General features: G+C 73.8%; 26 protein-coding genes. 20 read left to right on the top strand and 6 right to left on the bottom strand.

Annotated elements, in window-relative coordinates:
- The first annotated feature begins 187 nt into the window (after positions 1-187).
- Genes hemL through ccsB form a run of 6 tightly spaced genes read left to right on the top strand, consistent with a single transcriptional unit; the run spans position 188 to position 6,143 of the window.
- The gene (gene hemL, locus IEX42_RS09430; RefSeq protein ID WP_188779540.1) at positions 188-1,471 is read left to right on the top strand and encodes a glutamate-1-semialdehyde 2,1-aminomutase; all 1,284 of its coding nucleotides are present in this window, start codon (positions 188-190) and stop codon (positions 1,469-1,471) included.
- Positions 1,468-2,211, top strand: a complete 744-nt coding sequence (locus tag IEX42_RS09425) for a histidine phosphatase family protein (RefSeq protein WP_188779539.1) — start codon at positions 1,468-1,470, stop codon at positions 2,209-2,211. The genes hemL and IEX42_RS09425 overlap by 4 nt, the downstream gene beginning before the upstream one ends.
- Complete coding sequence (locus IEX42_RS09420) at positions 2,208-2,777, top strand: TlpA family protein disulfide reductase (RefSeq protein WP_188779538.1); 570 nt, start codon at positions 2,208-2,210, stop codon at positions 2,775-2,777. Before IEX42_RS09425 ends, IEX42_RS09420 begins: the two co-directional genes overlap by 4 nt.
- On the top strand, positions 2,774-3,538 hold the full coding sequence (locus IEX42_RS09415; protein ID WP_188779537.1) for a cytochrome c biogenesis CcdA family protein: 765 nt from the start codon (positions 2,774-2,776) through the stop codon (positions 3,536-3,538). Before IEX42_RS09420 ends, IEX42_RS09415 begins: the two co-directional genes overlap by 4 nt.
- Entirely contained in the window at positions 3,538-5,145 is a 1,608-nt protein-coding gene (resB, locus tag IEX42_RS09410) for a cytochrome c biogenesis protein ResB (RefSeq protein ID WP_188779536.1), read from the top strand. Before IEX42_RS09415 ends, resB begins: the two co-directional genes overlap by 1 nt.
- A complete protein-coding gene (gene ccsB, locus IEX42_RS09405; protein WP_188779535.1) occupies positions 5,142-6,143 on the top strand; it encodes a c-type cytochrome biogenesis protein CcsB in 1,002 nt (333 codons plus the stop codon). The genes resB and ccsB overlap by 4 nt, the downstream gene beginning before the upstream one ends.
- Before the next feature lie 139 nt (positions 6,144-6,282).
- Here ccsB and IEX42_RS09400 read toward each other — a convergent pair whose 3' ends face one another.
- On the bottom strand, positions 6,283-6,543 hold the full coding sequence (locus IEX42_RS09400) for a DUF4229 domain-containing protein (protein WP_188779534.1): 261 nt from the start codon (positions 6,541-6,543) through the stop codon (positions 6,283-6,285).
- A gap of 72 nt (positions 6,544-6,615) precedes the next feature.
- On the opposite strand from IEX42_RS09400, the gene IEX42_RS09395 reads away from it, so the two are divergent.
- Entirely contained in the window at positions 6,616-6,858 is a 243-nt protein-coding gene (locus IEX42_RS09395) for a hypothetical protein (RefSeq protein ID WP_188779533.1), read from the top strand.
- A gap of 1 nt (position 6,859) precedes the next feature.
- Here IEX42_RS09395 and IEX42_RS09390 read toward each other — a convergent pair whose 3' ends face one another.
- Both IEX42_RS09390 and IEX42_RS09385 read right to left on the bottom strand, forming a co-directional pair.
- Positions 6,860-7,360, bottom strand: coding sequence for a putative immunity protein (locus IEX42_RS09390; RefSeq protein ID WP_188779532.1), 501 nt, complete (start codon positions 7,358-7,360; stop codon positions 6,860-6,862).
- Positions 7,361-7,384: 24 nt separating this feature from the next.
- A complete protein-coding gene (locus IEX42_RS09385; protein ID WP_188779531.1) occupies positions 7,385-8,269 on the bottom strand; it encodes a 1,4-dihydroxy-2-naphthoate polyprenyltransferase in 885 nt (294 codons plus the stop codon).
- Positions 8,270-8,312: 43 nt separating this feature from the next.
- Between IEX42_RS09385 and IEX42_RS09380 the strand changes: the two genes are divergently transcribed.
- Genes IEX42_RS09380 through menD form a run of 3 tightly spaced genes read left to right on the top strand, consistent with a single transcriptional unit; the run spans position 8,313 to position 11,865 of the window.
- Positions 8,313-9,320 carry an AMP-binding protein gene (locus tag IEX42_RS09380; RefSeq protein ID WP_229660747.1) on the top strand — a complete coding sequence of 336 codons (1,008 nt, stop codon included), beginning with the start codon at positions 8,313-8,315 and terminating at the stop codon, positions 9,318-9,320.
- Complete coding sequence (locus IEX42_RS09375; protein WP_188779530.1) at positions 9,317-10,258, top strand: o-succinylbenzoate synthase; 942 nt, start codon at positions 9,317-9,319, stop codon at positions 10,256-10,258. Before IEX42_RS09380 ends, IEX42_RS09375 begins: the two co-directional genes overlap by 4 nt.
- Complete coding sequence (menD, locus tag IEX42_RS09370; protein ID WP_188779529.1) at positions 10,255-11,865, top strand: 2-succinyl-5-enolpyruvyl-6-hydroxy-3-cyclohexene-1-carboxylic-acid synthase; 1,611 nt, start codon at positions 10,255-10,257, stop codon at positions 11,863-11,865. The genes IEX42_RS09375 and menD overlap by 4 nt, the downstream gene beginning before the upstream one ends.
- A gap of 321 nt (positions 11,866-12,186) precedes the next feature.
- On the opposite strand, the gene IEX42_RS09365 is transcribed toward menD, so the two are convergent.
- The gene (locus tag IEX42_RS09365; RefSeq protein WP_229660746.1) at positions 12,187-12,654 is read right to left on the bottom strand and encodes a PGPGW domain-containing protein; all 468 of its coding nucleotides are present in this window, start codon (positions 12,652-12,654) and stop codon (positions 12,187-12,189) included.
- Between the two features lie 279 nt (positions 12,655-12,933).
- On the opposite strand from IEX42_RS09365, the gene hpt reads away from it, so the two are divergent.
- The 8 genes from hpt to IEX42_RS09325 all read left to right on the top strand — a co-directional run bounded on the left by hpt (position 12,934) and on the right by IEX42_RS09325 (position 19,235).
- Entirely contained in the window at positions 12,934-13,485 is a 552-nt protein-coding gene (gene hpt / locus IEX42_RS09360; protein ID WP_188779527.1) for a hypoxanthine phosphoribosyltransferase, read from the top strand.
- 163 nt (positions 13,486-13,648) lie between these two features.
- A complete protein-coding gene (gene ftsH / locus IEX42_RS09355; protein WP_188779526.1) occupies positions 13,649-15,697 on the top strand; it encodes an ATP-dependent zinc metalloprotease FtsH in 2,049 nt (682 codons plus the stop codon).
- A gap of 40 nt (positions 15,698-15,737) precedes the next feature.
- Positions 15,738-16,322: a GTP cyclohydrolase I FolE gene (gene folE / locus IEX42_RS09350; protein WP_229660970.1), complete on the top strand. Its 585-nt coding sequence runs from the start codon at positions 15,738-15,740 to the stop codon at positions 16,320-16,322.
- 65 nt (positions 16,323-16,387) lie between these two features.
- Positions 16,388-17,206 (top strand): dihydropteroate synthase, encoded by an 819-nt coding sequence (folP, locus tag IEX42_RS09345; RefSeq protein WP_188781039.1) that lies wholly within the window; start codon positions 16,388-16,390, stop codon positions 17,204-17,206.
- A complete protein-coding gene (folB, locus tag IEX42_RS09340; protein WP_188779524.1) occupies positions 17,203-17,565 on the top strand; it encodes a dihydroneopterin aldolase in 363 nt (120 codons plus the stop codon). Before folP ends, folB begins: the two co-directional genes overlap by 4 nt.
- A complete protein-coding gene (gene folK, locus IEX42_RS09335; RefSeq protein ID WP_188779523.1) occupies positions 17,562-18,131 on the top strand; it encodes a 2-amino-4-hydroxy-6-hydroxymethyldihydropteridine diphosphokinase in 570 nt (189 codons plus the stop codon). The genes folB and folK overlap by 4 nt, the downstream gene beginning before the upstream one ends.
- Positions 18,128-18,637: a DUF3180 family protein gene (locus tag IEX42_RS09330; protein ID WP_188779522.1), complete on the top strand. Its 510-nt coding sequence runs from the start codon at positions 18,128-18,130 to the stop codon at positions 18,635-18,637. The genes folK and IEX42_RS09330 overlap by 4 nt, the downstream gene beginning before the upstream one ends.
- Positions 18,638-18,647: 10 nt before the next feature.
- Positions 18,648-19,235: a hypothetical protein gene (locus IEX42_RS09325; RefSeq protein WP_188779521.1), complete on the top strand. Its 588-nt coding sequence runs from the start codon at positions 18,648-18,650 to the stop codon at positions 19,233-19,235.
- Between the two features lie 25 nt (positions 19,236-19,260).
- Here the strand turns inward: IEX42_RS09325 and IEX42_RS09320 are convergent, their stop codons facing one another.
- The gene (locus IEX42_RS09320) at positions 19,261-19,818 is read right to left on the bottom strand and encodes a TetR/AcrR family transcriptional regulator (protein ID WP_229660745.1); all 558 of its coding nucleotides are present in this window, start codon (positions 19,816-19,818) and stop codon (positions 19,261-19,263) included.
- Complete coding sequence (locus IEX42_RS09315; RefSeq protein WP_188779520.1) at positions 19,815-20,648, bottom strand: PhzF family phenazine biosynthesis protein; 834 nt, start codon at positions 20,646-20,648, stop codon at positions 19,815-19,817. The genes IEX42_RS09320 and IEX42_RS09315 overlap by 4 nt, the downstream gene beginning before the upstream one ends.
- A gap of 92 nt (positions 20,649-20,740) precedes the next feature.
- Between IEX42_RS09315 and IEX42_RS09310 the strand changes: the two genes are divergently transcribed.
- Both IEX42_RS09310 and IEX42_RS09305 read left to right on the top strand, forming a co-directional pair.
- Positions 20,741-21,910: a glycosyltransferase family 2 protein gene (locus tag IEX42_RS09310; protein ID WP_229660744.1), complete on the top strand. Its 1,170-nt coding sequence runs from the start codon at positions 20,741-20,743 to the stop codon at positions 21,908-21,910.
- Positions 21,903-22,679, top strand: a complete 777-nt coding sequence (locus IEX42_RS09305) for a metallophosphoesterase family protein (RefSeq protein ID WP_229660743.1) — start codon at positions 21,903-21,905, stop codon at positions 22,677-22,679. The genes IEX42_RS09310 and IEX42_RS09305 overlap by 8 nt, the downstream gene beginning before the upstream one ends.
- The last annotated feature ends 19 nt before the right edge of the window (positions 22,680-22,698 follow it).

The raw sequence follows: 22,698 nt of genomic DNA, 5'->3' as shown, positions 1-22,698 counted from the left end.
CCGCCAGGGGTAACCCTCGTCACGTCAACGCGTGAGTGTGGCCGAGGTTACGCTCCAGTACGGCATTCTGCCCACCGGTGGGTTTGGCTGCCCGTGGGGCGACGGACACAATGCTGAGGTGTCCGGATCCGCTGCTGCCCCCTCAGGCGCTCGCGGCCCCGTCGATCCTGTCGCGTCGCAGGAGCTGATGGAGCGCGCCCGCGCGGTCACGCCCGGCGGGGTCAACTCCCCGGTCCGTGCCTTCCACGCCGTCGGCGGCACTCCCCGCTTCATCGCGCACGCGCAGGGCGCCCGGCTCACCGACGTCGACGGCCTCGAGTACGTCGACCTGGTCGGCTCGTGGGGGCCGATGCTGCTCGGTCACGCGCACCCCGAGGTGGTCGCCGCGGCCACGGCGGCGGTCGGGCGCGGCACGTCGTACGGCACCCCGACGCGGACCGAGGTCGAGCTCGCGGAGGAGATCGTCGGGCGGACGCCGGTCGAGCGGGTGCGCCTGGTGTCCTCCGGCACCGAGGCCACGATGTCGGCCGTACGCCTGGCGCGCGGGTTCACCGGGCGCGAGCTCGTGGTCAAGTTCGCCGGCTGCTACCACGGCCACCTCGACGCGCTGCTCGCCTCGGCCGGCTCCGGGCTGGCCACCTTCGGCATCCCCGGCACGCCCGGCGTTCCCGAGGCGGCGACCGCGGCGACGATCGTGCTGCCCTACAACGACCGGGCCGCGGTCGAGAAGGTCTTCACCGAGCGCGGCGACGAGATCGCCTGCCTGGTCACCGAGGCGTCCCCCGGCAACATGGGCGTCGTCCCGCCCGAGCCGGGCTTCAACGGCTTCCTCGCCGAGACCTGCCGCCGGCACGGTGCGCTGTTCCTCTCCGACGAGGTGATGACCGGCTTCCGGGTCAGCCGCAGCGGCCAGTGGGGCCTCGACGGGGCCGTCGAGGGCTGGGCGCCGGACCTGATGACCTTCGGCAAGGTGATGGGCGGCGGCTTCCCGGCCGCGGCCTTCGGTGGACGCGCCGACGTGATGTCGGTGCTCTCGCCGGACGGTCCCGTCTACCAGGCCGGCACGCTGTCGGGGAACCCCGTCGCCACGGCAGCCGGGCTCGCCACGCTGCGCCTGGCCGACGACTCGGTGTACGCCCGCCTCGACGAGGTGTCCTCGGCGATCTCGGGCGCCGCGCACGAAGCGCTGACCGCCGCCGGCGTACCCCACCTGGTGCAGCACGACTCGAGCATGTTCAGCGTGTTCTTCACCGGCCGTGACGAGGTCGTCGACTTCGACGGTGCGAGCGAGCAGGACGTCCCGGCGTACGCCGCGTTCTTCCACTCGATGCTCGACCAGGGCGTCCACCTGCCGCCGAGCGCCTTCGAGTGCTGGTTCGTCTCCGCCGCGCACACCGACGCCGACGTGCAGCAGGTCGTCGACGCGCTGCCGGCCGCCGCCGAGGCCGCGGCCCGGGCCTCCGCCTCGTGAGCGCCCCCGGCACGACGGTCCACCTGGTCCGCCACGGCGAGGTCTACAACCCGCACGGTGTCCTGTACGGCCGGGCGCCCGGCTACCGGCTCTCCCGCCGCGGCGAGGCGATGGCCGACCGGGTCGGTGAGGCGCTGGCCACCCGTGACGTCGTCGCGGTGACCGCGTCGCCCCTGGAGCGCGCGCAGCAGACCGCGGGTCCGCTCGCCGCGCTGCTCGGGCTCGAGATCGGCACCGACGAGCGGATCATCGAGTCGGAGAACTTCTTCGAGGGCGCTCGCTTCACGATCCGCCGCGGGCTGCTGCTCAACCCGCAGGCCTGGCCGAAGCTGTGGAACCCGTTCCGCCCGTCGTGGGGCGAGGCGTACGACGAGGTCGCCGCCCGGATGTGGGCCGCGGTCCTCGACGCGCGCGCCGCCGCCGAGGGGCACGAAGCCGTCCTGGTCTCCCACCAGCTGCCGGTGTGGGTGTGCCGGCTGCACGCCGAGGGCCGCCGGCTCTGGCACGACCCACGCAGTCGCCAGTGCACGCTGTGCAGCGTCACCTCCGTCGTCTTCGGCGGCGAGGACGGCACGGACGTGGTCGCGGTCGGCTACGCCGAGCCCGCCGCGGACCTGATCCCGGTCGCCGACCGGCGGGCGAACTTCTCCTCCGGCGGTGCCGGCGAGATGCTGCCCGGCGTCGCGCCGGGCAGCGAGCAGGAGGAGGCCGCCGAGGCGGAGGTGGACGGCCCCCGATGATCGCCTCCCGCCGCCTCCTCGCTGCCGCCGCCGGCCTGCTGCTGGCGCCGGTCCTGGTCGCCTGCGGGACCGACGGCACGGGCGTCAAGGGCTACGTCACGGGCACGGGCAGCATCTCGCAGGTCTCCCCGTCGGACCGCAAGCCGATCGGAACGATCGAGGGCGAGACGCTCGACGGCAAGCAGCTGCGACTGGCTTCGTACGCCGCCGGCCGACCGGCGGTGGTCAACACCTGGGGGTCGTGGTGCGCGCCCTGCCGCAAGGAGGCGCCGGTCCTCGTCGCTGCGCAGCGCAGGCTGGGCGAGGACGTGGCCTTCCTCGGGATCAACATCCGGGACTCCGGTGCGCAGGACCAGGCGAAGGCGTTCGAGCGGCGCTTCGAGGTCCCTTACCCCTCGCTCTACGACCCCACGGGGCGCAGCCTGCTCCGTACCCCCGGCCGTACCGCCTCCGTCTCCATCCCGAGCACGCTGGTGATCGACTCGAAGGGTCGGCTGGCGGCCACCGTCGTCGGCGCGGTCCCGACCGCGCGGACGCTGGCCGAGCTGGTGCAGGACGCCGGATGACCCCGCTGGACATCGGGCAGGACTTCGCCGGCATCGCGTACTCCGGGACGCTGCTGCTCGCCGTCCCGGTCGCCATGCTCGCCGGGCTCGTGTCGTTCCTCTCGCCGTGCGTGGTGCCCCTGCTGCCCGGCTACCTGTCCTGGGCGACCGGCCTGTCCGGTGCGGACCTGGAGAGCGCCAAGCGGGGTCGGATGGTGCTGGGCGGACTGCTGTTCGTGCTCGGCTTCGCAGTGCTCTACGTCGCGCTCGGCGCCGCGCTCGGCGGTGTCGGCGACCTGCTGATCGAGCACCAGCGGGCGATCTCGGTGGTCTCCGGAGTCGTCATCGTGCTGCTGGGCCTGGCCTTCATGGGCCTGGTGCCGCTGCTGCAGCGCGACGTCCGCATCCACCGCGTGCCTGCGGTCGGACTGGCCGCCGCGCCGCTGCTCGGCGTGATCTTCGGCCTGGGGTGGACCCCCTGCGTCGGCCCCACCCTGGGCGCCGTCCTGGGGCTGTCGATCAACGACGCCTCGCCGACGCGCGGAGCGGTGCTGGCGTTCGCCTACTGCCTCGGTCTCGGCGTGCCGTTCGTCGTCGCCGGGCTGGCCTGGCGCAAGGTCCTCGGCGCGCTGCGGGTCGTGCGCCGCCACCAGGCCTGGGTGACCCGGATCGGCGGCGGGCTGCTCGTCGTGGTCGGCGTCCTGCTCGTGACCGGGGCCTGGGACGCGATGATCGCGTGGATGCAGGCGTCGTTCCTCGTCGGCTACACCCCGGGGATCTGATGACCGACGTCACCGAGCGCGTCGACCGGCAGGCCGAGCCGCTGCCGCCCGACCTCGGACCGGTGGCGCTGGCGCGCTGGGCGTGGCGCCAGCTCACCTCGATGCGGACCGCGCTGATCCTGCTGTTCCTCCTCGCGCTCGCCGCCGTGCCCGGCAGCGTCGTACCCCAGGAGGGCGTGGACCCGCAGCGCGTGGCCCGTTGGAAGACCGACCACGCCTCGCTGACGCCGATCTACGAGAAGCTCGGCCTGTTCGACGTCTACGCCTCGCCGTGGTTCGCCGCGATCTACGTCCTGCTCACCATCTCGCTGGTGGGCTGCATCCTGCCGCGGACGAAGGTGTACTGGCGCGCCGCCCGCGCGCAGCCGCCCTCCGCGCCCCGGCGCCTGGAACGGCTCCCGGAGCACCGGGTCTTCGAGGTGCCCGACGACGAGGGCACCTTCCTCGAGCGGGCCCGCCGGGTGGTCGGCAAGGACTTCGGCTACCGCGTGCGCGGTGACGACGCCGCCGGCGTGGTCTCCGCCGAGCGCGGCTACATGCGCGAGGCCGGCAACCTGATCTTCCACCTGGCGATCCTCGTCGTGCTGGTCGGCTTCGCCTGGGGCGCGCTGCTCGGCTTCAAGGGCGGCGTGATCGTGGTGACCGGCGACGGGTTCTCCAACTCGGTGAGCCAGTACGACGACTTCGATCCCGGCGCCCTCTTCTCGGCCGGCTCGCTCAAGCCGTTCACCGTGGACGTGAAGAAGTTCGACGTCCGCTTCATCACCAAGGGCCGTGGAGCCGGGTCGGCGCAGAAGTTCGTCGCGGACCTCGGGGTGCGGTCCTCGCCGACCGCCGCGGAGACGGACACGCGGATCCGGGTGAACAAGCCGCTGAACGTCGACGGCACCAAGGTCTTCCTGATCGGGCACGGCTACGCCCCGCACATCACGGTCCGTGACGGTGAGGGCAACGTCGTGACGCCGAAGTCGACGGTCTTCCTCCCGGAGAGCGCGGACTTCCGGTCCTTCGGCGTGGTCAAGGCGGCAGACGCGCTGCCCGAGCAGATCGGGCTCGAGGGGGAGTTCTACCCGACGTACGCCTTCACGCAGGCGACCGGTCCGTTCTCGGCCTACCCGGACGCGAAGAACCCGGCGATCTCGATGCTCGCCTACGAGGGCGACCTCGGCCTGGACTCCGGCGACCCGCAGTCGGTGTACTCCCTGGACAAGAAGGGGCTCAAGCCGATCCGGGACGCCGACGGGAAGCCGCTGCGGATCGACCTGCCGATGGGGGCCACGAAGCAGCTGCCCGACGGGCTGGGCAGCGTGACCTTCGACGGGCTGAGCCGGTTCGTGCGGCTGCAGGTGAGCAGCACCCCGGGGACCGGGGTCGCCCTCGGCGGCACGATCCTGGCGCTGATCGGGCTGTGCGGGTCGCTGTTCATCCGACCCCGCAGGGTCTGGCTGCGCACCCGCCGCGAGGGGGACCGTACGATCGTGACGCTGGCCGGGCTGGACCGCTCCAGCGGCGGTGACCTGGCCGGTGCGCTCGACCGGCTGCAGCGCGAGCTCGACCCCGCGGCAGCGACGGCGGGCACGTCCGGAGAACGCGAGGAGAGCACGTGAGCCACGACCAGTTCGAAGTCCTCAGCAACCAGGCGGTCGCCGCCTGCGCGTTCGTCTACTTCCTCGTGTTCCTGTCCCACCTCGCCGCCTGGGTGACCCGCCCGCGCGAGGTCGCCGCCGCCACGCCGGCGGCCGTGTCGACCGGAACGGCCGGGGGCGTCGCGGTCGCCGACCCTCCGGCGCAGGACACCGTCGGTGGCGGGTCGGACCGCGCCGACCTGTGGAAGCGGATCGCGGTCTCGCTGACCGTCGTCGCCGCCGTGATCCACCTGCTCGCGCTGGTCACCCGCGGCCTGGCCGCGGACCCGGTCAGGGTGCCGTGGAGCAACATGTACGAGTTCACGCTGACCGCCACCTGGGTGGTCGTGGCGCTGTTCCTCGTGACGTACAAGCGCTTCAAGCTGGCCTGGCTCGCGCCCGTGCTGTCGGTCTTCGTGCTCGTCGTGCTGATGGTCGACGTGCTGTTCCTGTACGAGCCCGTCGTGCCGCTGCGCGACGCGCTGCAGTCGCCGTGGCTGGTCATCCACGTGCTGGCGGCGATCACCGCCACCGGCGCCTTCACGATGGGCGGCATCTGCTCGGCGCTCTACCTCGTCAAGGACCGCTCGCAGACCAAGCACGGCACCGCGCGGGGCTGGCTCGCCTCGATCCCGAGCCTCGACGCGCTGGACCGGCTGGCGTACCGCTGGCACGCCTTCTCGTTCCCCGTGTGGACCTTCGCGGCGCTGATCGCGGGCCCGATCTGGGCGGAGTACGCCTGGGGCCGCTACTGGGGCTGGGACCCCAAGGAGGTCTGGGCCTTCATCACCTGGGTCGTGTACGCCGGCTACCTGCACGCCCGCGCCACGGCCGGGTGGAAGGGCCGCCGCGCCGCGATCGTCGCCCTCGTCGGGCTGGCGACGCTGTGGTTCAACTTCGTCGGCATCAACTTCTTCTTCGGTGCCGGCAGCCAGCACTCGTACGCCGCCGAGCTGATCGTCCGCAGCGTCGGGGGTTAGGCCCGCCCTCCGTTGGCGCCGCACGACGCGGCGCTGGTCGTAGCTCGACGTACCCAACGAGAGCACCGGCGCGGTCGCAACGCTCCTCTTGGCCGGTCCCGCGCCGGTAGGTACGTCGACCTCCGAGCCGCGCGACCGCTCAGTCCGCGTCCTCCTTCGAGCGCATCTCCTCGAAGCGCTCGGTGGCGCGAGAAGCCCGGGCCTGGACGTTCTCGGCGAGCCGCTCACGGGGGCCCTCGAGCAGCTTCCACGAGGCGACCGCGGAGATCGCGGCGGCCAGGAGGACCACGACGATCAGGTTGATCCGGTCGGCGACGATCGCGTACACGCCCCAGACGACGGCGAACGAGGCCACGAACAGGCCGATGCGCATGAGGGTGTAGCTCCAGAACGCCTTCACGCCTCCGAGCGTACGGACGCGCCCCACCGCGGTCGCCTGACACCCCTTGGGCGGGGTGCTTAGTCTTCTCGCGTGGTCCGGTTCTTGTTCGTGATCCTCCTCCTCGCGGCCGTGATCTATGCCGTGTTCTGGGCGATCAACCGGCGCAACGACGGTCCGCAGCAGCCGGCCGGTCCGCGCGGGCCCGTCGGTCCGGACGACGACGAGGACTTCCTGCGCCAGCTGGACTGGGAGCGCCGTCGCGACGCCCACCGCAAGCAGCAGGGCGAGGGTGGCGACACCGGCGGTGACCCGCCGCCGGCACCGACCGGCTGACTCAGCGCAGCAACGCGTCCAGCGTGTGTACCAGCGCCCCGGTGCGGCCGCCGCCGTCCGGGGGCCCCGGGTAGCGCCGCAGCACCTCCCGCACGACCGGCCCGGCCGCGTCGCTCGCGTCGCGCAGCGCCTCGTCTACCGAGGCCCCGTCGGTCAGCTCCGCGACCCGCACCGCCAGTGCCGCCGAGCGCAGGAGGTGCGGCACCTGGGTCGCGTGAGCGAGCGGGTGCAGGTACGCCGACGCGGCCGCGTCCCCCGCCGCGAGGGCGGCCAGCGCCGCTGCCTCGTCGGGGCACTCGCGGCCGGCCCGGAGGGCGTCCGCGGCCCTCGTGCGCAGCAGTGCCGTACGACGTCCGCCGGCGGCGAACGCCGCCGCGGCGTCGAGCGCGCGACGCGGTCGGTGGTCGTCGGAGCGGCTCGCCTCGAAGACCGGGAGCACCCGCTCGGCCCGAGCAAGGGCGTAGCCGGTCACGGCGCGCAGCTCGTCGAGGGTCAGCTCCACGGCTCCACCCTGCCGCGGCCCGGGTCAGGCGACGAGCAGCCCCACGAAGACCCCGACGCCGAGCAGCAGGTCGCCGGCGCCGGTCTGTGCGAGGACGGCGATCAGGGTGCGGCCGCGCGCGCCGCGCAGCACGGTGCGCGTCGCGCGGGCGACGGGGAGCAGACCGACCAGGCCGAGCAGCGCCCACCACGAGGTGACCGCCGCCAGCACGACCACGCCGGCGAGGGCGAGGAGGGCGAGCGCGGCGTAGAGCGTCCGGGTGCGGCGGTCGCCGAGCAGCACCGCGAGGGTGCGCTTGCCGACCACCGTGTCGGAGTCGATGTCGCGCAGGTTGTTGGCCACGAGGATCGCGCAGGCCAGGGCGCCGATCGCGACCGCTGCCGCCAGCGTCGCCGTCCAGGGGGAGCGGCCGGTGCCGGCGAGCTGGACGTACGTCGTCCCGCCCACGGCCACCAGCCCGAAGAACACGAACACCATCACCTCGCCCAGGCCGAGGTAGCCGTACGGCGTCGACCCGCCGGTGTAGTACCAGGCGGCGACGATGCACAGCACCCCGACGACGACCAGCCACCACGCGGTCGCGACCGCGAGCACCAGGCCGGCGACGGCGGCGACGCCGAAGCAGGCGAACGCCGCGGCCTTGACGTGCCCGGGCGAGGCGACGCCGGACCCGACCAGCCGGAGCGGGCCCACCCGCTCGTCGTCGGTGCCGCGGATCCCGTCGGAGTAGTCGTTGGCGTAGTTGACGCCCACCTGCAGGGCCAGGGAGACGACCAGCGCCAGGACGGCCTTCCACCAGACCGGGTCGCCGGCGTACGCCGCGACCGCCGTACCCGCCAGCACCGGCGCGACCGCCACCGGCAGCGTGCGCGGACGCGCACCCTCGATCCACTGCGCCGTCGTCGCCACGGGGCGCGATTCTGTCACCGGGAGGCGCGACTAGCCTCGCAGGGTGAGTGAGCGCGCGGGTCTGCGTCCGGTCGTGGGGGCGACCGCCGAGGTGGTCGGGCTGCTGGGCGACTGGCTGGTCGCCGAGGCCCCCGCGCCGCTGCTGATCGAGACGTCCGGCTCGACCGGGCGGCCCAAGCGGGTCGCGCTGTCCCGGGACGCCGTGGTCGCGTCCGCCACCGCGACCCACGAGCGGCTCGGCGGACCCGGGCTGTGGACGCTGCTGCTGCCGTCGTCGTACGTGGCCGGGGTGCAGGTGGTGGTCCGCGCCCTGCTCGCCGGCGCGGCGCCCGACGAGTCGCTGACGCGCCACGAGACACGCAGCTACGTCTCGGTCGTGCCGACGCAGCTGGTCCGGATGCTCGCCGACCCCGACGAGGCCGCGCTGCTCGCGTCGTACGACGCCGTCCTCGTGGGCGGCGCCTCGCTCGACCCCGCGCTCCGTGCGCGGGCGGAGGCCGCGGACGTACGGGTGGTGACGACGTACGGCTCCAGCGAGACGGCCGGCGGCTGCGTGTACGACGGCTACCCGCTCGACGGGGTGCGGCTGCGGACCGATGCTGCCGGACGGTTGCTCGTCGGCGGGCCCACGCTCTTCGACGGCTACGACGCCGACCCCGCTCTCACCGCCGAGACCCTCGTCGACGGCTGGTTCCGCACCTCCGACCTCGCCGAGATCGAGCCCGACGGACGGCTGCGCGTCCTGGGTCGCGTGGACGACGTCGTCAACACCGGCGGGGTCAAGGTGCCGGCCGCGGCCGTCGCCCGGAGACTGCGCGAGCACCCGGACGTCGAGACGGCCGAGGTGCTCGGCGTCCCCGACCCCGAGTGGGGCGAGCGCGTGGTCGCCGTGGTCGTCGGTCGTCTCGACCTCGGTGCCGCCCGCGACTGGGTCGCGGCCGAGCACCCGCGCACGTGGGCGCCGCGCGAGGTGCGTCGCGTGGACGCGCTCCCGCTCCTGGCCAACGGCAAGACCGACCGCCAGCGCCTGCGGGAGCTGGTGGGGGCGTGAGCGTGCACGTGTGGTCGGTGCCGATGCGCACCCGCTTCCGCGGCATCACCGTCCGCGAGGGCGTCCTGCTCGAGGGGCCGGCGGGATGGGGTGAGTTCTCGCCCTTCCTGGAGTACGACGCCCCCGTCGCCGCGCCGTGGCTCCAGGCGGCGCGCGAGGCGGCGTACGAGCCGTGGCCGGAGGCGGTCCGCGACACCGTCCCCGTCAACGTCACCGTCCCCGCGACCGGCGCCGACCGCGCGCACCGGATCGTGGCGGCGGGCGGGTGCCGGACCGCCAAGGTCAAGGTGGCCGAGCCCGGCCAGACGCTCGGCGACGACCTCGCCCGCGTCGAGGCGGTCCGTGACGCCCTCGGGCCCGACGGGCGGGTCCGGGTCGACGCCAACGGCGGGTGGGACGTCGACGCGGCCGTCGAGGCGGTCCGCGCCCTGGACCGGGCGGCCGGCGGGCTGGAGTACGTCGAGCAGCCGTGCGCGTCCGTCGAGGACCTCGCCGCGGTGCGTCGACTCGTCGACGTCCCGGTCGCGGCGGACGAGTCGATCCGGCGGGCGGAGGACCCGTACCGCGTGCGCGACCTCGCCGCCGCGGACGTCGCCGTGCTCAAGGTGCAGCCGCTGGGCGGGGTCCGGGCGTGCCTGAGGATCGCGGCGGACATCGGGCTGCCGGTGGTCGTCTCCAGCGCGCTGGAGAGCTCGGTCGGGATCGCCGCCGGCGTCGCGCTCGCGGCGGCGCTGCCGGAGCTGCCGTACGCCTGCGGCCTCGCCACCGTGCAGCTGCTCACCGACGACCTCGTCGCCGACCCGCTGCTCCCGGTCGACGGGGCGCTGCCGGTCCGCCGGCCCGTGCCCGACCCGGCCGCGCTGCGGCGGCTGGCGGCCGACCCGGAGCGCACCGCGCACTGGACCGAGCGGCTCGCCGCCGTCGAGGACCTGGTGTGAGCGCCCCCGACGCCGCCGACGCCACCGGCCTGGCCCGAGCCGTGCTCACCCGGCTGCTCGACGCCGGCGTCGAGCACCTCGTGCTGTGCCCCGGCTCGCGCAGCGCGCCGCTGGCCTTCGCAGCGTACGACGCTGAGCGGGCGGGCCGGCTGAGGTTGCACACGCGCACCGACGAGCGGACCGCGGCGTTCCTCGCGCTCGGCCTGGCCAAGGGGTCGCACCGCCCGGTGCCGGTGCTGTGCACCTCGGGCACGGCCGCGGCGAACCTGCACCCGGCCGTCCTCGAGGCGGCCCACGCCGGTGTCCCCCTCGTCGCGCTGACCGCCGACCGTCCGGCGGCGCTGCGCGGCACCGGCGCGAACCAGACGACCCTGCAGGTGGGGATGTACGCCGACGCCGCCCCGACGGTGGACGTGGCCGCGCCCGAGGACCTCGCCGACCTGACGATCGCCCGCGACGCCCCGACCCACCTCAACGTGCAGCTCGCCGAGCCGCTCGTCCCCGACGCGCTCGGCTGGGTCCCGGAGCCGTCCCACCCGGAGCGGCCCGACGAGCAGGCGTCGCACCGGGAGGTGCTCGGGCTCGGGCCCCGCACCGTCGTCGTCGCCGGGGACGACGCCGGTCCCGCCGGGCGGCGGCTGGCCGAGCGGGCCGGCTGGCCGCTGCTGGCCGAGCCGTCCAGCGGCTCGCGGACCGGCGACCACGCGATCCGGGCGTACCGCCTGCTGCTGGCCACCGACCTCGGTGCGCGTGTCCAGCGCGTCGTGGTCCTGGGCCACCCGACGCTCTCCCGGCCGGTCACCCGGCTGCTGGCGCGCGACGACGTCGAGGTGGTCTCGGTGCGCGCCCGGGGCCGGTGGCCCCGCCGCCCCCACCCGGTGGCCGTGGAGGTCGGGCCCGAGGTCACGCTGGTCGCCGACCCGGACGACCCCGCCTGGCTCGGCGAGTGGCGCGGGCGCGACGCCGAGGTCGTACGACGTCTCGACGCGCTCGTCGACACCGAGGCCGCGACCCACGGGCTGGGCCCGCACGCGGTCGCCCGCGAGGTCAGCCGCGCCCTCCGCCCGGGCGACCAGCTCGTCGTCGGCGCCTCGAACCCGGTGCGCGACCTCGACCTCGTCGGGCGTGCGCACCCGGTGGGAGAGCGCCGCAAGGTGCTGGCCAACCGCGGGCTGGCGGGCATCGACGGGACGGTCTCGACGGCGGTCGGGGTGGCACTGAGCCGCCCCGACGCACACACGTACGCGCTGATCGGCGACGTGACGTTCCTCCACGACGCCGGGGCGCTCGTCCTGGGTCCCGGCGAGCCGCGCCCGGACCTGACCGTCGTGGTGGTCAACGACGACGGCGGCTCGATCTTCGCGGGGCTCGAGCAGGGCGCGCCGGAGTACGCGGCCGCCTTCGAGCGGCTCTTCGGCACCCCCCACGGCACCGACCTCGCCGCGCTGTGCGCCGCCAGCCGCACCCCGCACTGGCGCGTCGAGTCGCTGCCCGAGCTGCAGCAGGCGCTCGCCTCGCCGAACGGCGGCATCGAGGTCGTCGAGGCCCGCGTCCCTCGCTCGGACCGTCGCGCCCTCGACGCCCGGATCCGGGCCCTGGCCGACTAGGGGCGCGCGCGGTGGTCTCGACGTCCTCCCTCGCTGGCGCTCGGTCGGGCTCGACCACCCAGGTGGTCGCGCTCGAGGTGGCCGAGCAGCGAGCGCGTCGAGACCCGGCGAGGTGTCCGCGGGGCCGTCAGTCGGGCTCGACCACCCGGGTGGTCGCGCTCGAGGTGGTCGAGCAGCGAGCGCCAGCGAGCGCGTCGAGGGCCGGCGAGGTGTCCGCGGGGCCGTCAGTCGGGCTCGACCACCCGGGTGGTCGCGCTTGAGGTGGTCGAGCAGCGAGCGCCAGCGAGCGCGTCGAGGGCCGGCGAGGTGTCCGCGAGGCCGTCAGTCGGGCTCGACGGCGGCGTCGATGACCCGCTCCTGCTCGGCCTCGGACTTCCCGCGGAAGTTCCGCACCGAGTAGACGATCGTCGCGGCCGCGATCAGGGCGGAGGCGATCAGGGTGGCGCCGGTGCCCCAGCCGCCGAGCAGCCAGTACTTCTCCGGCAGCGGCCACCACGACGGGCTCGGCGGGTGCAGGCCCCAGACGACCCCGACGGCGGCGAGGGCGACGGCCCCGAGGCAGGAGGCGACGATCCGGGGGACCGTGGCCACGCCGTCGGCCGCCGTGCGCAGCGCCGCGCGCTTGACCGGCTCGAGGCGGCGCTCGGCCCACTCGTACTGCGTGGACAGCAGCGCCATGCCCGCGAACAGTGCGAGCAGGCCCGGCCCGGGCAGCACCAGGGCAGCGATGCCGACGACCACGAGCAGCCAGCCGAGGGCCTCGACACCGAACCGTCGGAGGAGCTTCACGCGGCCATCCTGCCGCACACACGCCGCTGGCATGCTGTCGCGCGTGCCGAGTGACGACGACCCTTCGACTCTGGACGAGCCCGAGGCGTCCGAGGCGTCCGAGGCGTCCGAGGCATCACCGTGGTCGCGACGGATGCCCACCAGCGTCGCCGGGCTGGCGGTCGGCATCCTGGCCTGCACGCTCGTGATCGCGCTGTGCCTGGCCGCCATGGCCGCGGCGGTCGGCCTGCTCACCGGTCGCTGACGCCGGGGGCGGCCACGTGTGCAAGGCTGCCGGGCATGGACGCAGCCGACGTCGAGGGTGACCTGGTCGAGATCCTCTTCACCGAGGCGGAGATCCAGGACAAGCTGGCCGAGATGGCGGCGCGGATCCGCGCCGACTACGAGGGCGAGGACCTGCTCCTGGTCGGCGTGCTCCGCGGGGCGGTGATGGTGATGGCCGACCTGTCCCGGGCGCTGGACCGGCACCTGGAGATGGATTGGATGGCGGTGTCGTCGTACGGCTCGGGCACCAAGTCCTCGGGTGTGGTGCGGATCCTCAAGGACCTCGACACCGACATCTCGGGCCGCAACGTGCTCATCGTCGACGAGATCATCGACACCGGGCTCACCTTGAGCTGGCTGGTCTCCAACCTGTCCTCGCGCAACCCGAGGTCCGTCCGCGTGGCGACCCTGCTGCGCAAGCCCGAGGCCGGCAAGGTCGACCTCGACGTGGCGTACGTCGGGTGGGACATCCCGGACGAGTTCGTCGTCGGGTACGGCCTCGACTTCGCCGAGCGCTACCGCAACCTGCGCGACGTCGGCACGCTGGCGCCGCACGTCTACTCCTGAGGGCTCCACGGGAGGCTCCCCGGCCCACCCCGAGGGCTGTTCGCCACGGGTGAACGCCGGTTCCGGGAACGCGACCGGCGGGTTCGAACGTTCTTCGATCCGTGTACCGTCGGTTTCTCCCAGAGGGGTCCCGGGCGACAGTCCAGTCACGGGGCCGGAGTAGGTGAACGTGAAGCGCTTCGTCCGTAGCCCGTGGTTGTGGGTCGTCGTCGCCGTGGCCGGGGTCCTGCTGCTGCTGCAGCTGGTCTCCTCGAGCAGCGGCCCCGAAGAGGTCAAGACCTCGACGATGCGCAGCTACATCACCTCCGGCCAGGTCGACAAGATCACCTTCGTCGGCGGCGACCAGAAGATCGACGCGACCCTCGACAACGGCAAGAAGGTCAGCGCCATCTGGGTCGCCGGCACGCAGCGTGGTCTGGTCGACGAGGTCCAGAAGCAGATCGACGACAACAAGATCGAGTCGTACAACGGCGACCTGGCCAAGGGCAGCGTGATCGGCACCCTGCTGGTCAGCTTCCTGCCGATCGTGCTGATCCTGCTGGTCATCTTCTGGTTCATGAACTCCATGCAGGGCGGCGGCGGCCGGGTCATGCAGTTCGCCAAGTCCAAGGCCAAGACGATCAGCAAGGACATGCCGAAGACCACCTTCGCCGACGTGGCCGGCTGCGAGGAGGCCATCGAGGAGCTCGGCGAGATCAAGGAGTTCCTCTCCGAGCCCGCGAAGTTCCAGGCGGTCGGCGCCAAGATCCCCAAGGGCGTCCTTCTCTACGGCCAGCCCGGTACGGGCAAGACGCTGCTGGCCCGCGCGGTCGCCGGTGAGGCCGGCGTGCCGTTCTACTCGATCTCCGGCTCCGACTTCGTGGAGATGTTCGTCGGCGTCGGTGCCTCGCGGGTCCGTGACCTGTTCGAGCAGGCCAAGGAGAACGCCCCCGCGATCGTGTTCATCGACGAGATCGACGCCGTCGGCCGCCACCGCGGCGCCGGCATGGGCGGCGGCCACGACGAGCGCGAGCAGACCCTGAACCAGCTCCTGGTCGAGATGGACGGCTTCGACGTCCGTGGCGGCGTCATCCTGATCGCGGCCACGAACCGTCCCGACATCCTCGACCCGGCGCTGCTGCGCCCGGGCCGCTTCGACCGGCAGATCAGCGTCGACGCCCCCGACCTGGCCGGGCGCGAGCAGATCCTCGGCGTCCACGCGCGCGGCAAGCCGATGGCCGAGGACGTCGACCTGACCAGCGTCGCCCGTCGTACGCCCGGCTTCACCGGCGCCGACCTGGCCAACGTCCTCAACGAGGCCGCCCTGCTCACCGCCCGCAACGGCAACAAGGTGATCGACAAGGCGGCGATGGACGAGGCCATCGACCGGGTCATCGCCGGCCCGCAGAAGCGGACCCGCCTGATGAGCGAGAAGGAGAAGCTCATCACCGCCTACCACGAGGGCGGCCACGCGCTGGTCGCCGCGGCGCTGCCGGGCTCCGACCCGGTGCACAAGATCACGATCCTGCCGCGCGGTCGGGCGCTGGGCTACACGATGGTGCTGCCCGACGAGGACAAGTACTCCCAGACGCGCTCGGAGCTGCTGGACAAGCTCGCCTACATGCTCGGCGGCCGCGCGGCGGAGGAGATGGTCTTCCACGACCCGACGACCGGCGCCGGGAACGACATCGAGAAGGCCACCTCGCTCGCCCGCTCGATGGTCACCCAGTACGGCATGACCGAGCGCCTCGGTGCGATCAAGCTGGGCGACTCCAGCTCCGAGCCGTTCCTGGGCCGCGACATGGGGCACAGCCGCGACTACTCCGAGGACGTCGCCGCGATGGTCGACGAGGAGACCAAGGCGCTGATCACCGGCGCGCACCAGGAGGCCTTCGACATCCTCGAGGAGAACCGCGCCGTCCTCGACGATCTCGTCTTGAACCTGATGGAGCACGAGACGCTGGACAAGGCGGCCGTGGCGGCGATCTTCGAGCCGCTGCACAAGCGCGACGCCCGACCGGCGTGGACCGGGTCGCCGGACCGCATCCCCTCGGCCATCCCGCCGGTGGAGATCCCCGCGAAGGTGATCGCGGCCTCGTCCAACGGGGTCAACGGCTCGGAGCCGGAGGAGGGCGGCGTCGTGCTGACCCCGCCCGGTCCGGGCGGAGCCGACTCGCACGGCGAGTCGCCGTACCCGGGCAGCTCCCGCGAGTCCGGGAACGCACCGGAGTGACGCCGCGATGACGTCGTCCATCGGGCCGGTCAGCGACCCGATGGTCGCGGCGAAGGAGTACGACCACGAGCGTGCCGCGGCGGCCGTGCGCGAGCTGCTCCTCGCGATCGGTGAGGACCCCGACCGCGAGGGTCTGCGGGACACCCCGGCCCGGGTCGCGCGCGCGTACGAGGAGATGACCCGGGGCCTGCACCAGCGGGCCGAGGACGTCCTCACCACCGTCTTCGACCTCGGTCACGAGGAGATGGTGCTGGTCAAGGACATCGAGCTGTGGTCGATGTGCGAGCACCACCTGGTGCCTTTCACCGGGGTGGCGCACGTCGGGTACATCCCCAACCCGAACGGCAAGATCACCGGGCTGTCCAAGCTGGCCCGGCTGGTCGACGTCTACGCCCGGCGGCCCCAGGTCCAGGAGCGGCTGACCACGCAGGTCGCGGACGCGCTGGTGGAGATCCTGGAGGCGCAGGGCGTGATCGTGGTGATCGAGGCCGAGCACCTGTGCATGACGATGCGCGGGGTGCGCAAGGCCGGAGCTCGGACGATCACCTCCGCCGTGCGCGGGCAGATGACCGCGTCGGCGACCCGGGCCGAGGCGATGTCGCTGATCCAGGCCCAGCGGCGCTGAGCGTGATCACCCCGCTGCCTCCCGCCGCGGTCGCCGGGCTGCCGCGGCGGACCCGGCCGCTGGTGATGGGCGTGGTCAACGTGACCCCGGACTCCTTCTCCGACGGTGGCCGCTGGCTCGACCCCGACCTCGCCGTCGCGCGCGGGCTGCAGCTCCTCGAGGAGGGTGCCGACCTGCTCGACGTCGGAGGGGAGTCGACCCGGCCGGGGGCGACCCGTCCGCTGGTCGTCGAGGAGCTGGACCGGGTGCTGCCCGTGATCGAGGCGCTGGTCGCCGAGGGGGCGCCGGTGTCGGTGGACACGATGCGCTCGGAGGTGGCCGCCGCGGCGCTCGAACGGGGCGCCCGCATGGTCAACGACGTGAGCGGTGGGCTGGGCGACCCGGCCGTGCTGGACGTCGTGGCCGACGCGGACGCGGCGTACGTCGCCATGCACTGGCGGGCGCACGCCGACGTCATGGCCGGCCACGCGAGGTACGACGACGTCGTCGCCGACGTCGTCACCGAGCTGGGGCAGCGGGTCGACGCGGCCCTCGCGGCGGGGATCGACGCGGATCGTCTCGCCGTGGACCCCGGCCTGGGCTTCGCGAAGACCGCGGACCACAACTGGGCGCTGCTGCGCCGGCTCGACGCCCTGGCCGTGCTGGACCTGCCGGTGCTGGTCGGGTCGAGCCGCAAGTCCTTCCTCGGCACCCTCCTCGCCTCCGCGGACGGGACGCCGCGCCCCGCGCTGGAGCGCGAGGACGCCAACGCGGCACTGACGACCGTCGCCGCGCTGGCCGGCGTGTGGGCCGTACGCGTCCACGAGGCGGGCAAGGCGCTGGACGCGCTGCGGGTCGTGGAACGCTGGCTGCTCCCCGAGGACCAGGAGGGCCCGTCCGCATGACCGACCGACTGGCGCTCACCGGGATCGAGGTGTTCGCGCACCACGGCGTCTTCGCCTTCGAGAAGCGCGACGGACAGCGCTTCGTGGTCGACCTCGTCCTGGGTGTGGACACCGCGCCCGCTGCCGCCGGGGACGACTTGAAAGACGCCGTGGACTACGGAAAGGTCGTCGCAGACGTGGTCGAAGCGGTCACGTCGGAGCCTGTCGACCTGATCGAGACCCTGGCCCAGCGCGTAGCCGACGTGGTCCTGCGCGACCCCCGGGTGGAATGGGTGGAGACGACCCTGCACAAGCCTGACGCCCCCATCGACGCGACGTTCGCGGACGTCGCCCTGACCATCACCCGGAGCCGTACGTGACCGAGACCCCGAACCCCAACATCCCCGACACCGACACCCTGACCGGCGAGATGCACCCCATCCGCCGTGCGGTGATCTCGCTCGGGTCCAACCTCGGTGAGCGCGAGAACAACCTGCAGGGGGCGGTCGACTCGCTGCGCGACACCCCCGAGGTGTGGGTGACCGACGTGTCGGCGGTCTTCGAGTCCGAGCCGGTCGACGCGCCGGAGGGGGCGGGGGACTACCTCAACGCGGTGGTGCTGCTGGACACGACGCTGGCCGTGCACACGCTGCTCGAGCGGGCGCTGGCCATCGAGGACGCCTACGGCCGTGAGCGCGGCGAGCGCAACGCCCCGCGGACCCTCGACGTCGACCTGGTGGTCGTGGGTGAGCGACGCGCCGACGACGACCAGCTCGTGCTCCCACACCCGCGGGCGCACCAGCGGGCCTTCGTCCTCGCGCCCTGGTACGAGCTGGAGCCGGACGCCTCCATCCCCGGCGTCGGCCCCGTCGGCGAGCTGCTCGAGGGCATCGGCATGGCCGGTGTGACCCGACGCGACGACCTCGGACTCGACATCGGTTCGTGAGTCCCGAGCAGCAGCCCCCCGGTCGGCCCACCGCGCGTCCGACCCGTCCGGGTCCGCTGGTGGTCGCCGGGTGCGTGGCTGCCGTGGCGGGGTGGGCGATCCGTCCCGTGGCCGCTGCGCTGGGCCGACCGCAGCCGCTGGTGGGCTGGTCCGGCGTGGTCGTGGTGTGGCTGCTGGGGCTCGCGGTCGGCTTCGTCGCGCTGCGGACCTGGTTGGTGCTGCAGCGCGCCGTGGCCAAGGGCGACGTGAAGCGGCGGGCGACGATGGAGCCGTACCAGGCCGTCAACCGGATGGTGCTGGGCAAGGCGGCGGCGGTCGTCGGCGCGCTGGTCGTGGGCGGGTACGCCGGCTACGCGCTCTCCCAGCTCGGCGTCCCGGTGACCCCGCTGACCGGGGACCGGGTGGTCCGTGCCCTGGTGGCGGTCGTCGGCGGCGTCCTGCTCGTCGTCGCCGGGCTGCTGCTCGAGCGGGCGTGTCGCGTCCGCGAGGACGACAAGGAGACCTAGTCTTCGCGACATGGCAGCGTCCGGACGTCGCACCCGTCGCAGCGCGCGGCTGACCGGCGCGCTCTCGCTCCTGGTCCTCGCCGGCGTGGTCGTCGTCGCGGCCGTCGTCCTGGGCGACCTGCTCGCCGTCTCGGTGGCCGCCGTCGCGGCGCTCGCCGCCGGCACGACGTCGTACCTCCTCGTCCGCGGTGAGCTGCTCGCCGCCCGCCGCGCGAACGCCGTCGAGCGACGGGACCTGGCGCGGGAGTACCGCGACCTCTTCGCCCGCCGGGCCGACGAGACCACGCGGCAGCACGACCGGCTGCGCGAGGCGCTGGGGCACACCGAGCGGCGCGCGAGCGGCGCGGAGGCGATGCTGGGCGACGTACGACGACGCCTCGGCGAGGCCGAGGACCGCTACGCCGCGATGGAGGCCTACGCCGTCAGCGAGTCCCGCGAGGACGAGCAGACCCTGCCCGTACGCCTCGGTGAGCGTGGTCCGTCCCTGCCCGAGTGGGCGCGGCTCGAGTCCGACCCGGTCCAGGCGCTCCTCGCCTGGGAGGAGCACGCCGGACGCGTGGCGGGCGCCGAGCGGACCGAGCTCCGCAAGCACGCCTGACCCGCCGCGAGAGGGCGGGGCGCGCTCAGACGGTCGCCAGCAGCCCGAGGACCGCGTCGACAGCGACCTCGACGATGTCCGCCAAGGGCTCACCCGACTCGACCTGGGTCGCGATCAGCTCGCGCAGACCGCCGACGAGGATCACCGTCAGCGCGACCGACGGCAGCTCGTGCTCGGCGCGGAAGCGTGGGCCCGAGGCGATCTGCCGCACCAGCGTGACGAACCGCTCCTGGGAGCGCACCTGGATGTCGCGCGCGGAGGGGTGCCCGGCGGAGTCGCGGATCCAGGTCAGGGTCAGCGCGGGCTCCTCCTCCGAACCGTCGATCCAGGCCTGCACGGCCTGACGCACCTGGGTGGCGACGTCCGCGGCGGGGTCGACGGCTGCCGAGATCCGGGCGATCAGCTGCTCGTTGAGGTCGGCCAGCAGCGCGACGTAGCAGTCCTCGCGCGAGGCGAAGTGCTCGTAGAAGGTCCGCCGCGACGTCCGGGCGTGGCGTACGACGTCGGCGACGGTGGTGGCCGGGAAGCCCTTCTCGACGATCGCGTCGGCCATGCCGGCGACGAGCCGGCCGCGGGTCGTCACGACGGCGCCGTCCCCGGGTCCGCCTCGCCGCGCACCCCGACGACGGTGTCCCCGCCGACCCAGGTGCGGCCCGCCTCGGTGGTGACGTGCACCCGGCCGCGGCGGCCCAGCGCCGTGCCCTGGGCGGCGACGTACGACGCCCCGACGCGCCCGGCGGGCACCAGCCACTGGCCGATCGCGGCGTTGAGGCTGCCGGTCACCGGGTCCTCCCAGGTCTCGGTGAACGCGCGCACCTCGAGGTCGACCTCGGGCCCGGCCGGGTGCGGCCCGACGACGCCGACGTGCGGGAACGGACCGGTCAGCGGGCCCGGGTCCAGCGAGAGCACGCGCTCGGCGCTCTCCAGCAGCAGCGTCACCCACCCGGGGCCGTTGTCGCACCACTGGGCGTCCACGACCTCCTCGACGCCGACCCCCAGCTGACCGGCGATCGCGGCGACGTCCTCGGCCTCGACCGGCCCGCCGCGCAGCAGCGGCGGCGCGGCGAACGCGAGCCGGTCGCCCTCGCGGCGTACCTCGACGAGGCCGGCGCCGCACTCCTGCACGAGCCTGTCTGCCCGAGGCACCCCGCCCGCTGTCAGCCAGGCCCGTGCCGACCCGACGGTGGGGTGCCCGGCGAACGGGAGCTCGCGCGAGGGCGTGAAGATCCGCAGCCGGTAGTCGGCGGCCGGGTCGGTCGCGGTGAGCAGGAACGTCGTCTCGGAGAGGTTGGTCCACCGGGCGAAGAGCTGCTTCTGCGCGGGCGTGAGCGTGTCCGCGTCATGCACCACCGCCACCGGGTTTCCCAGTCCGAGGGAGTCGGTGAACACGTCGACGCACGAGTAGGGGAGCACGGGGCCAGTCTCGCGCGTCTGCTCCCGTAGGGTGGCGCGCGGCCCGCGGACGACGACGACCGCCGGGCTGCCGACAGCGGACAGGAGGCTCAGTGGCCGAGCGTCGAGGGCTGTTGCGCAGTGCCCGTGACCGCGTCCGGCCGCTGCGCGCGAGCCCCGGTCACGACGGGCCGCTGCTCAGCGTCGTGGTGCCGGTCTACAACGTCGCGCGCTGGCTCCCGGCCACGATGGACACGCTGCTGGCTCAGCCGGTGCGCGACGTCGAGGTCGTGGTGATCGACGACGGGTCGAGCGACGACACCCTCGCGGTGGCGCACGGGTACGCCGCCCGCGACCCGCGCGTGCGCGTCATGACGCAGCCGAACTCCGGGGTCTCGATCGCCCGCAACACCGCCGTCCCGACGTGTCGCGGGGAGTTCCTCACCTTCGCCGACGGCGACGACGTGCTGCCGGCCGACGCGTGGACGACGATGCTGCGCACGCTGCGGCGCACGGGCTCGGACTTCGTCGTCGGCAACGCCGTGCGCGAGGAGCTCCCGCCGGAGGGTCCTGAGAGCGACCGGGCCGAGCCGCGCCGCTTCGTCACCCCGCTGATGAAGCGCAACCACGGCGAGGACCGGTTCGGCCTGCGGATCGAGGACGCGCCGCTGCTGCTGGCCGACATCTTCGTGTGGAACAAGGTCTTCCGCACCGCCTTCTTCACCGGTGCCGACGGCACCGAGCCGATCCACTTCCCCGAGCGCACCCGCTACCAGGACCAGGTCGCGCTGACCCAGGCGTTCTTGAAGACGCGGCACTTCGACGTGCTCACCGAGACGGTGTACGTCTGGCGCGTCCGCCCCGACCGCACCTCGGCCACGCAGGTCCGCTGGGAGCAGACCAACCTCGTCGAGCGGATGACCACCAAGGACATGACGGTCGCGCAGGTGCTCGCCCACGGCGGTGCCACGCTCGCCGAGACGCTGTTCACCGAGGTGCTCCCGATCGACATGTGGGAGCACTTCCGGCGGGCGACCGTGGCCGACGACGCCTACTGGTCGACGCTGCGCGACGGCACCCGGCGGATCTGGCACGACGGCACCGTCCCGTTCGAGCGCACGAGGGTCCCGCCCCAGCAGCGGCTGATGGGCTGGCTCACCGTCCGCGACCGCCGCGCCGACCTCCAGCGGTGGGTCGCGCGGCTCGACGCCGAGGGGCCGACGTACGACGGCGACGTGCTGGTGCACCCGTGGTCCGACGAGGTCGTCCTGAGTCGTGGCTAGCACGGGCGGGAGCACGTACGGCTCGATCGCCGTGCTGTCCGACGTCCACGGGGTCCTCCCCGTCCTGGAGGCGGTGCTCGAGGAGCCCGACGTACGCGCGGCCGACCTCGTGGTGGTGACCGGTGACCACGCCTCGGGCCCGCAGCCGCGCGAGGTCCTCGACCGGCTGCAGCGCGAGGGGTCGCGGGTCCTGCTGGTCCGGGGCAACGCGGACCGCGAGCTCGTCGCGCTGCGTCGCGGCGCCGCGGTCGACGTGCCGGACCGGGTCACCCCCTGGGCGGCCGACCAGCTCACCGACGCCCAGGTCGACCTGCTCGAGAGCCTGCCCCACCCCGTCGTCCTCGAGGTGTCCGGGTTCGGCCCGGTCGTGTTCTGCCACGGCAGCCCGCGGCGCGACGACGAGCTGGTGCTCGTGGACTCGCCGGTGGGCCGCTGGCGCGCGGCTCTCGGCGAGCTGCCAGAGGGCCACCGCACGGTGGTCTGCGGGCACACGCACATGCCGTTCGTGCGGCTCCTCGACCGGCGGCTCGTGGTCAACGCGGGCAGCGTGGGGATGCCGTACGGCCGCCCCGGCGGTGCGTGGGCGCTCCTCGACGACGGAGGTGTCGCGCTGCGGCACACCGGGATCGACGTGGACGCGACGGTCGCGCAGGTGATCGCCGGCTCGACGTACCCCGGACGCCGGGAGTGGGCGGACGAGTACGTCCGTGCCGCCAACAGCGACGTCGACGCGATCGAGGCGTTCACCCCCGCCGGGGACCGCCCCTGAGCCTGGGCGCCAGGCGGAG

It is taken from the genome of Marmoricola endophyticus (assembly GCF_014644415.1).
In the GTDB taxonomy this organism is placed as follows: Bacteria; Actinomycetota; Actinomycetes; order Propionibacteriales; family Nocardioidaceae; genus Marmoricola; species Marmoricola endophyticus.
This window is presented reverse-complemented; position numbering and strand designations above follow the sequence as displayed.

Coding starts and splice junctions, on each gene's coding strand:
- hemL (WP_188779540.1), top strand. CDS start 188: ATGGAGCGCGCCCGCGCGGTCACGCCCGGCGGGGTCAACTCCCCGGTC.
- IEX42_RS09420 (WP_188779538.1), top strand. CDS start 2,208: ATGATCGCCTCCCGCCGCCTCCTCGCTGCCGCCGCCGGCCTGCTGCTG.
- IEX42_RS09415 (WP_188779537.1), top strand. CDS start 2,774: ATGACCCCGCTGGACATCGGGCAGGACTTCGCCGGCATCGCGTACTCC.
- resB (WP_188779536.1), top strand. CDS start 3,538: ATGACCGACGTCACCGAGCGCGTCGACCGGCAGGCCGAGCCGCTGCCG.
- hpt (WP_188779527.1), top strand. CDS start 12,934: ATGGACGCAGCCGACGTCGAGGGTGACCTGGTCGAGATCCTCTTCACC.
- folE (WP_229660970.1), top strand. CDS start 15,738: ATGGTCGCGGCGAAGGAGTACGACCACGAGCGTGCCGCGGCGGCCGTG.
- folP (WP_188781039.1), top strand. CDS start 16,388: ATGGGCGTGGTCAACGTGACCCCGGACTCCTTCTCCGACGGTGGCCGC.
- folB (WP_188779524.1), top strand. CDS start 17,203: ATGACCGACCGACTGGCGCTCACCGGGATCGAGGTGTTCGCGCACCAC.
- IEX42_RS09325 (WP_188779521.1), top strand. CDS start 18,648: ATGGCAGCGTCCGGACGTCGCACCCGTCGCAGCGCGCGGCTGACCGGC.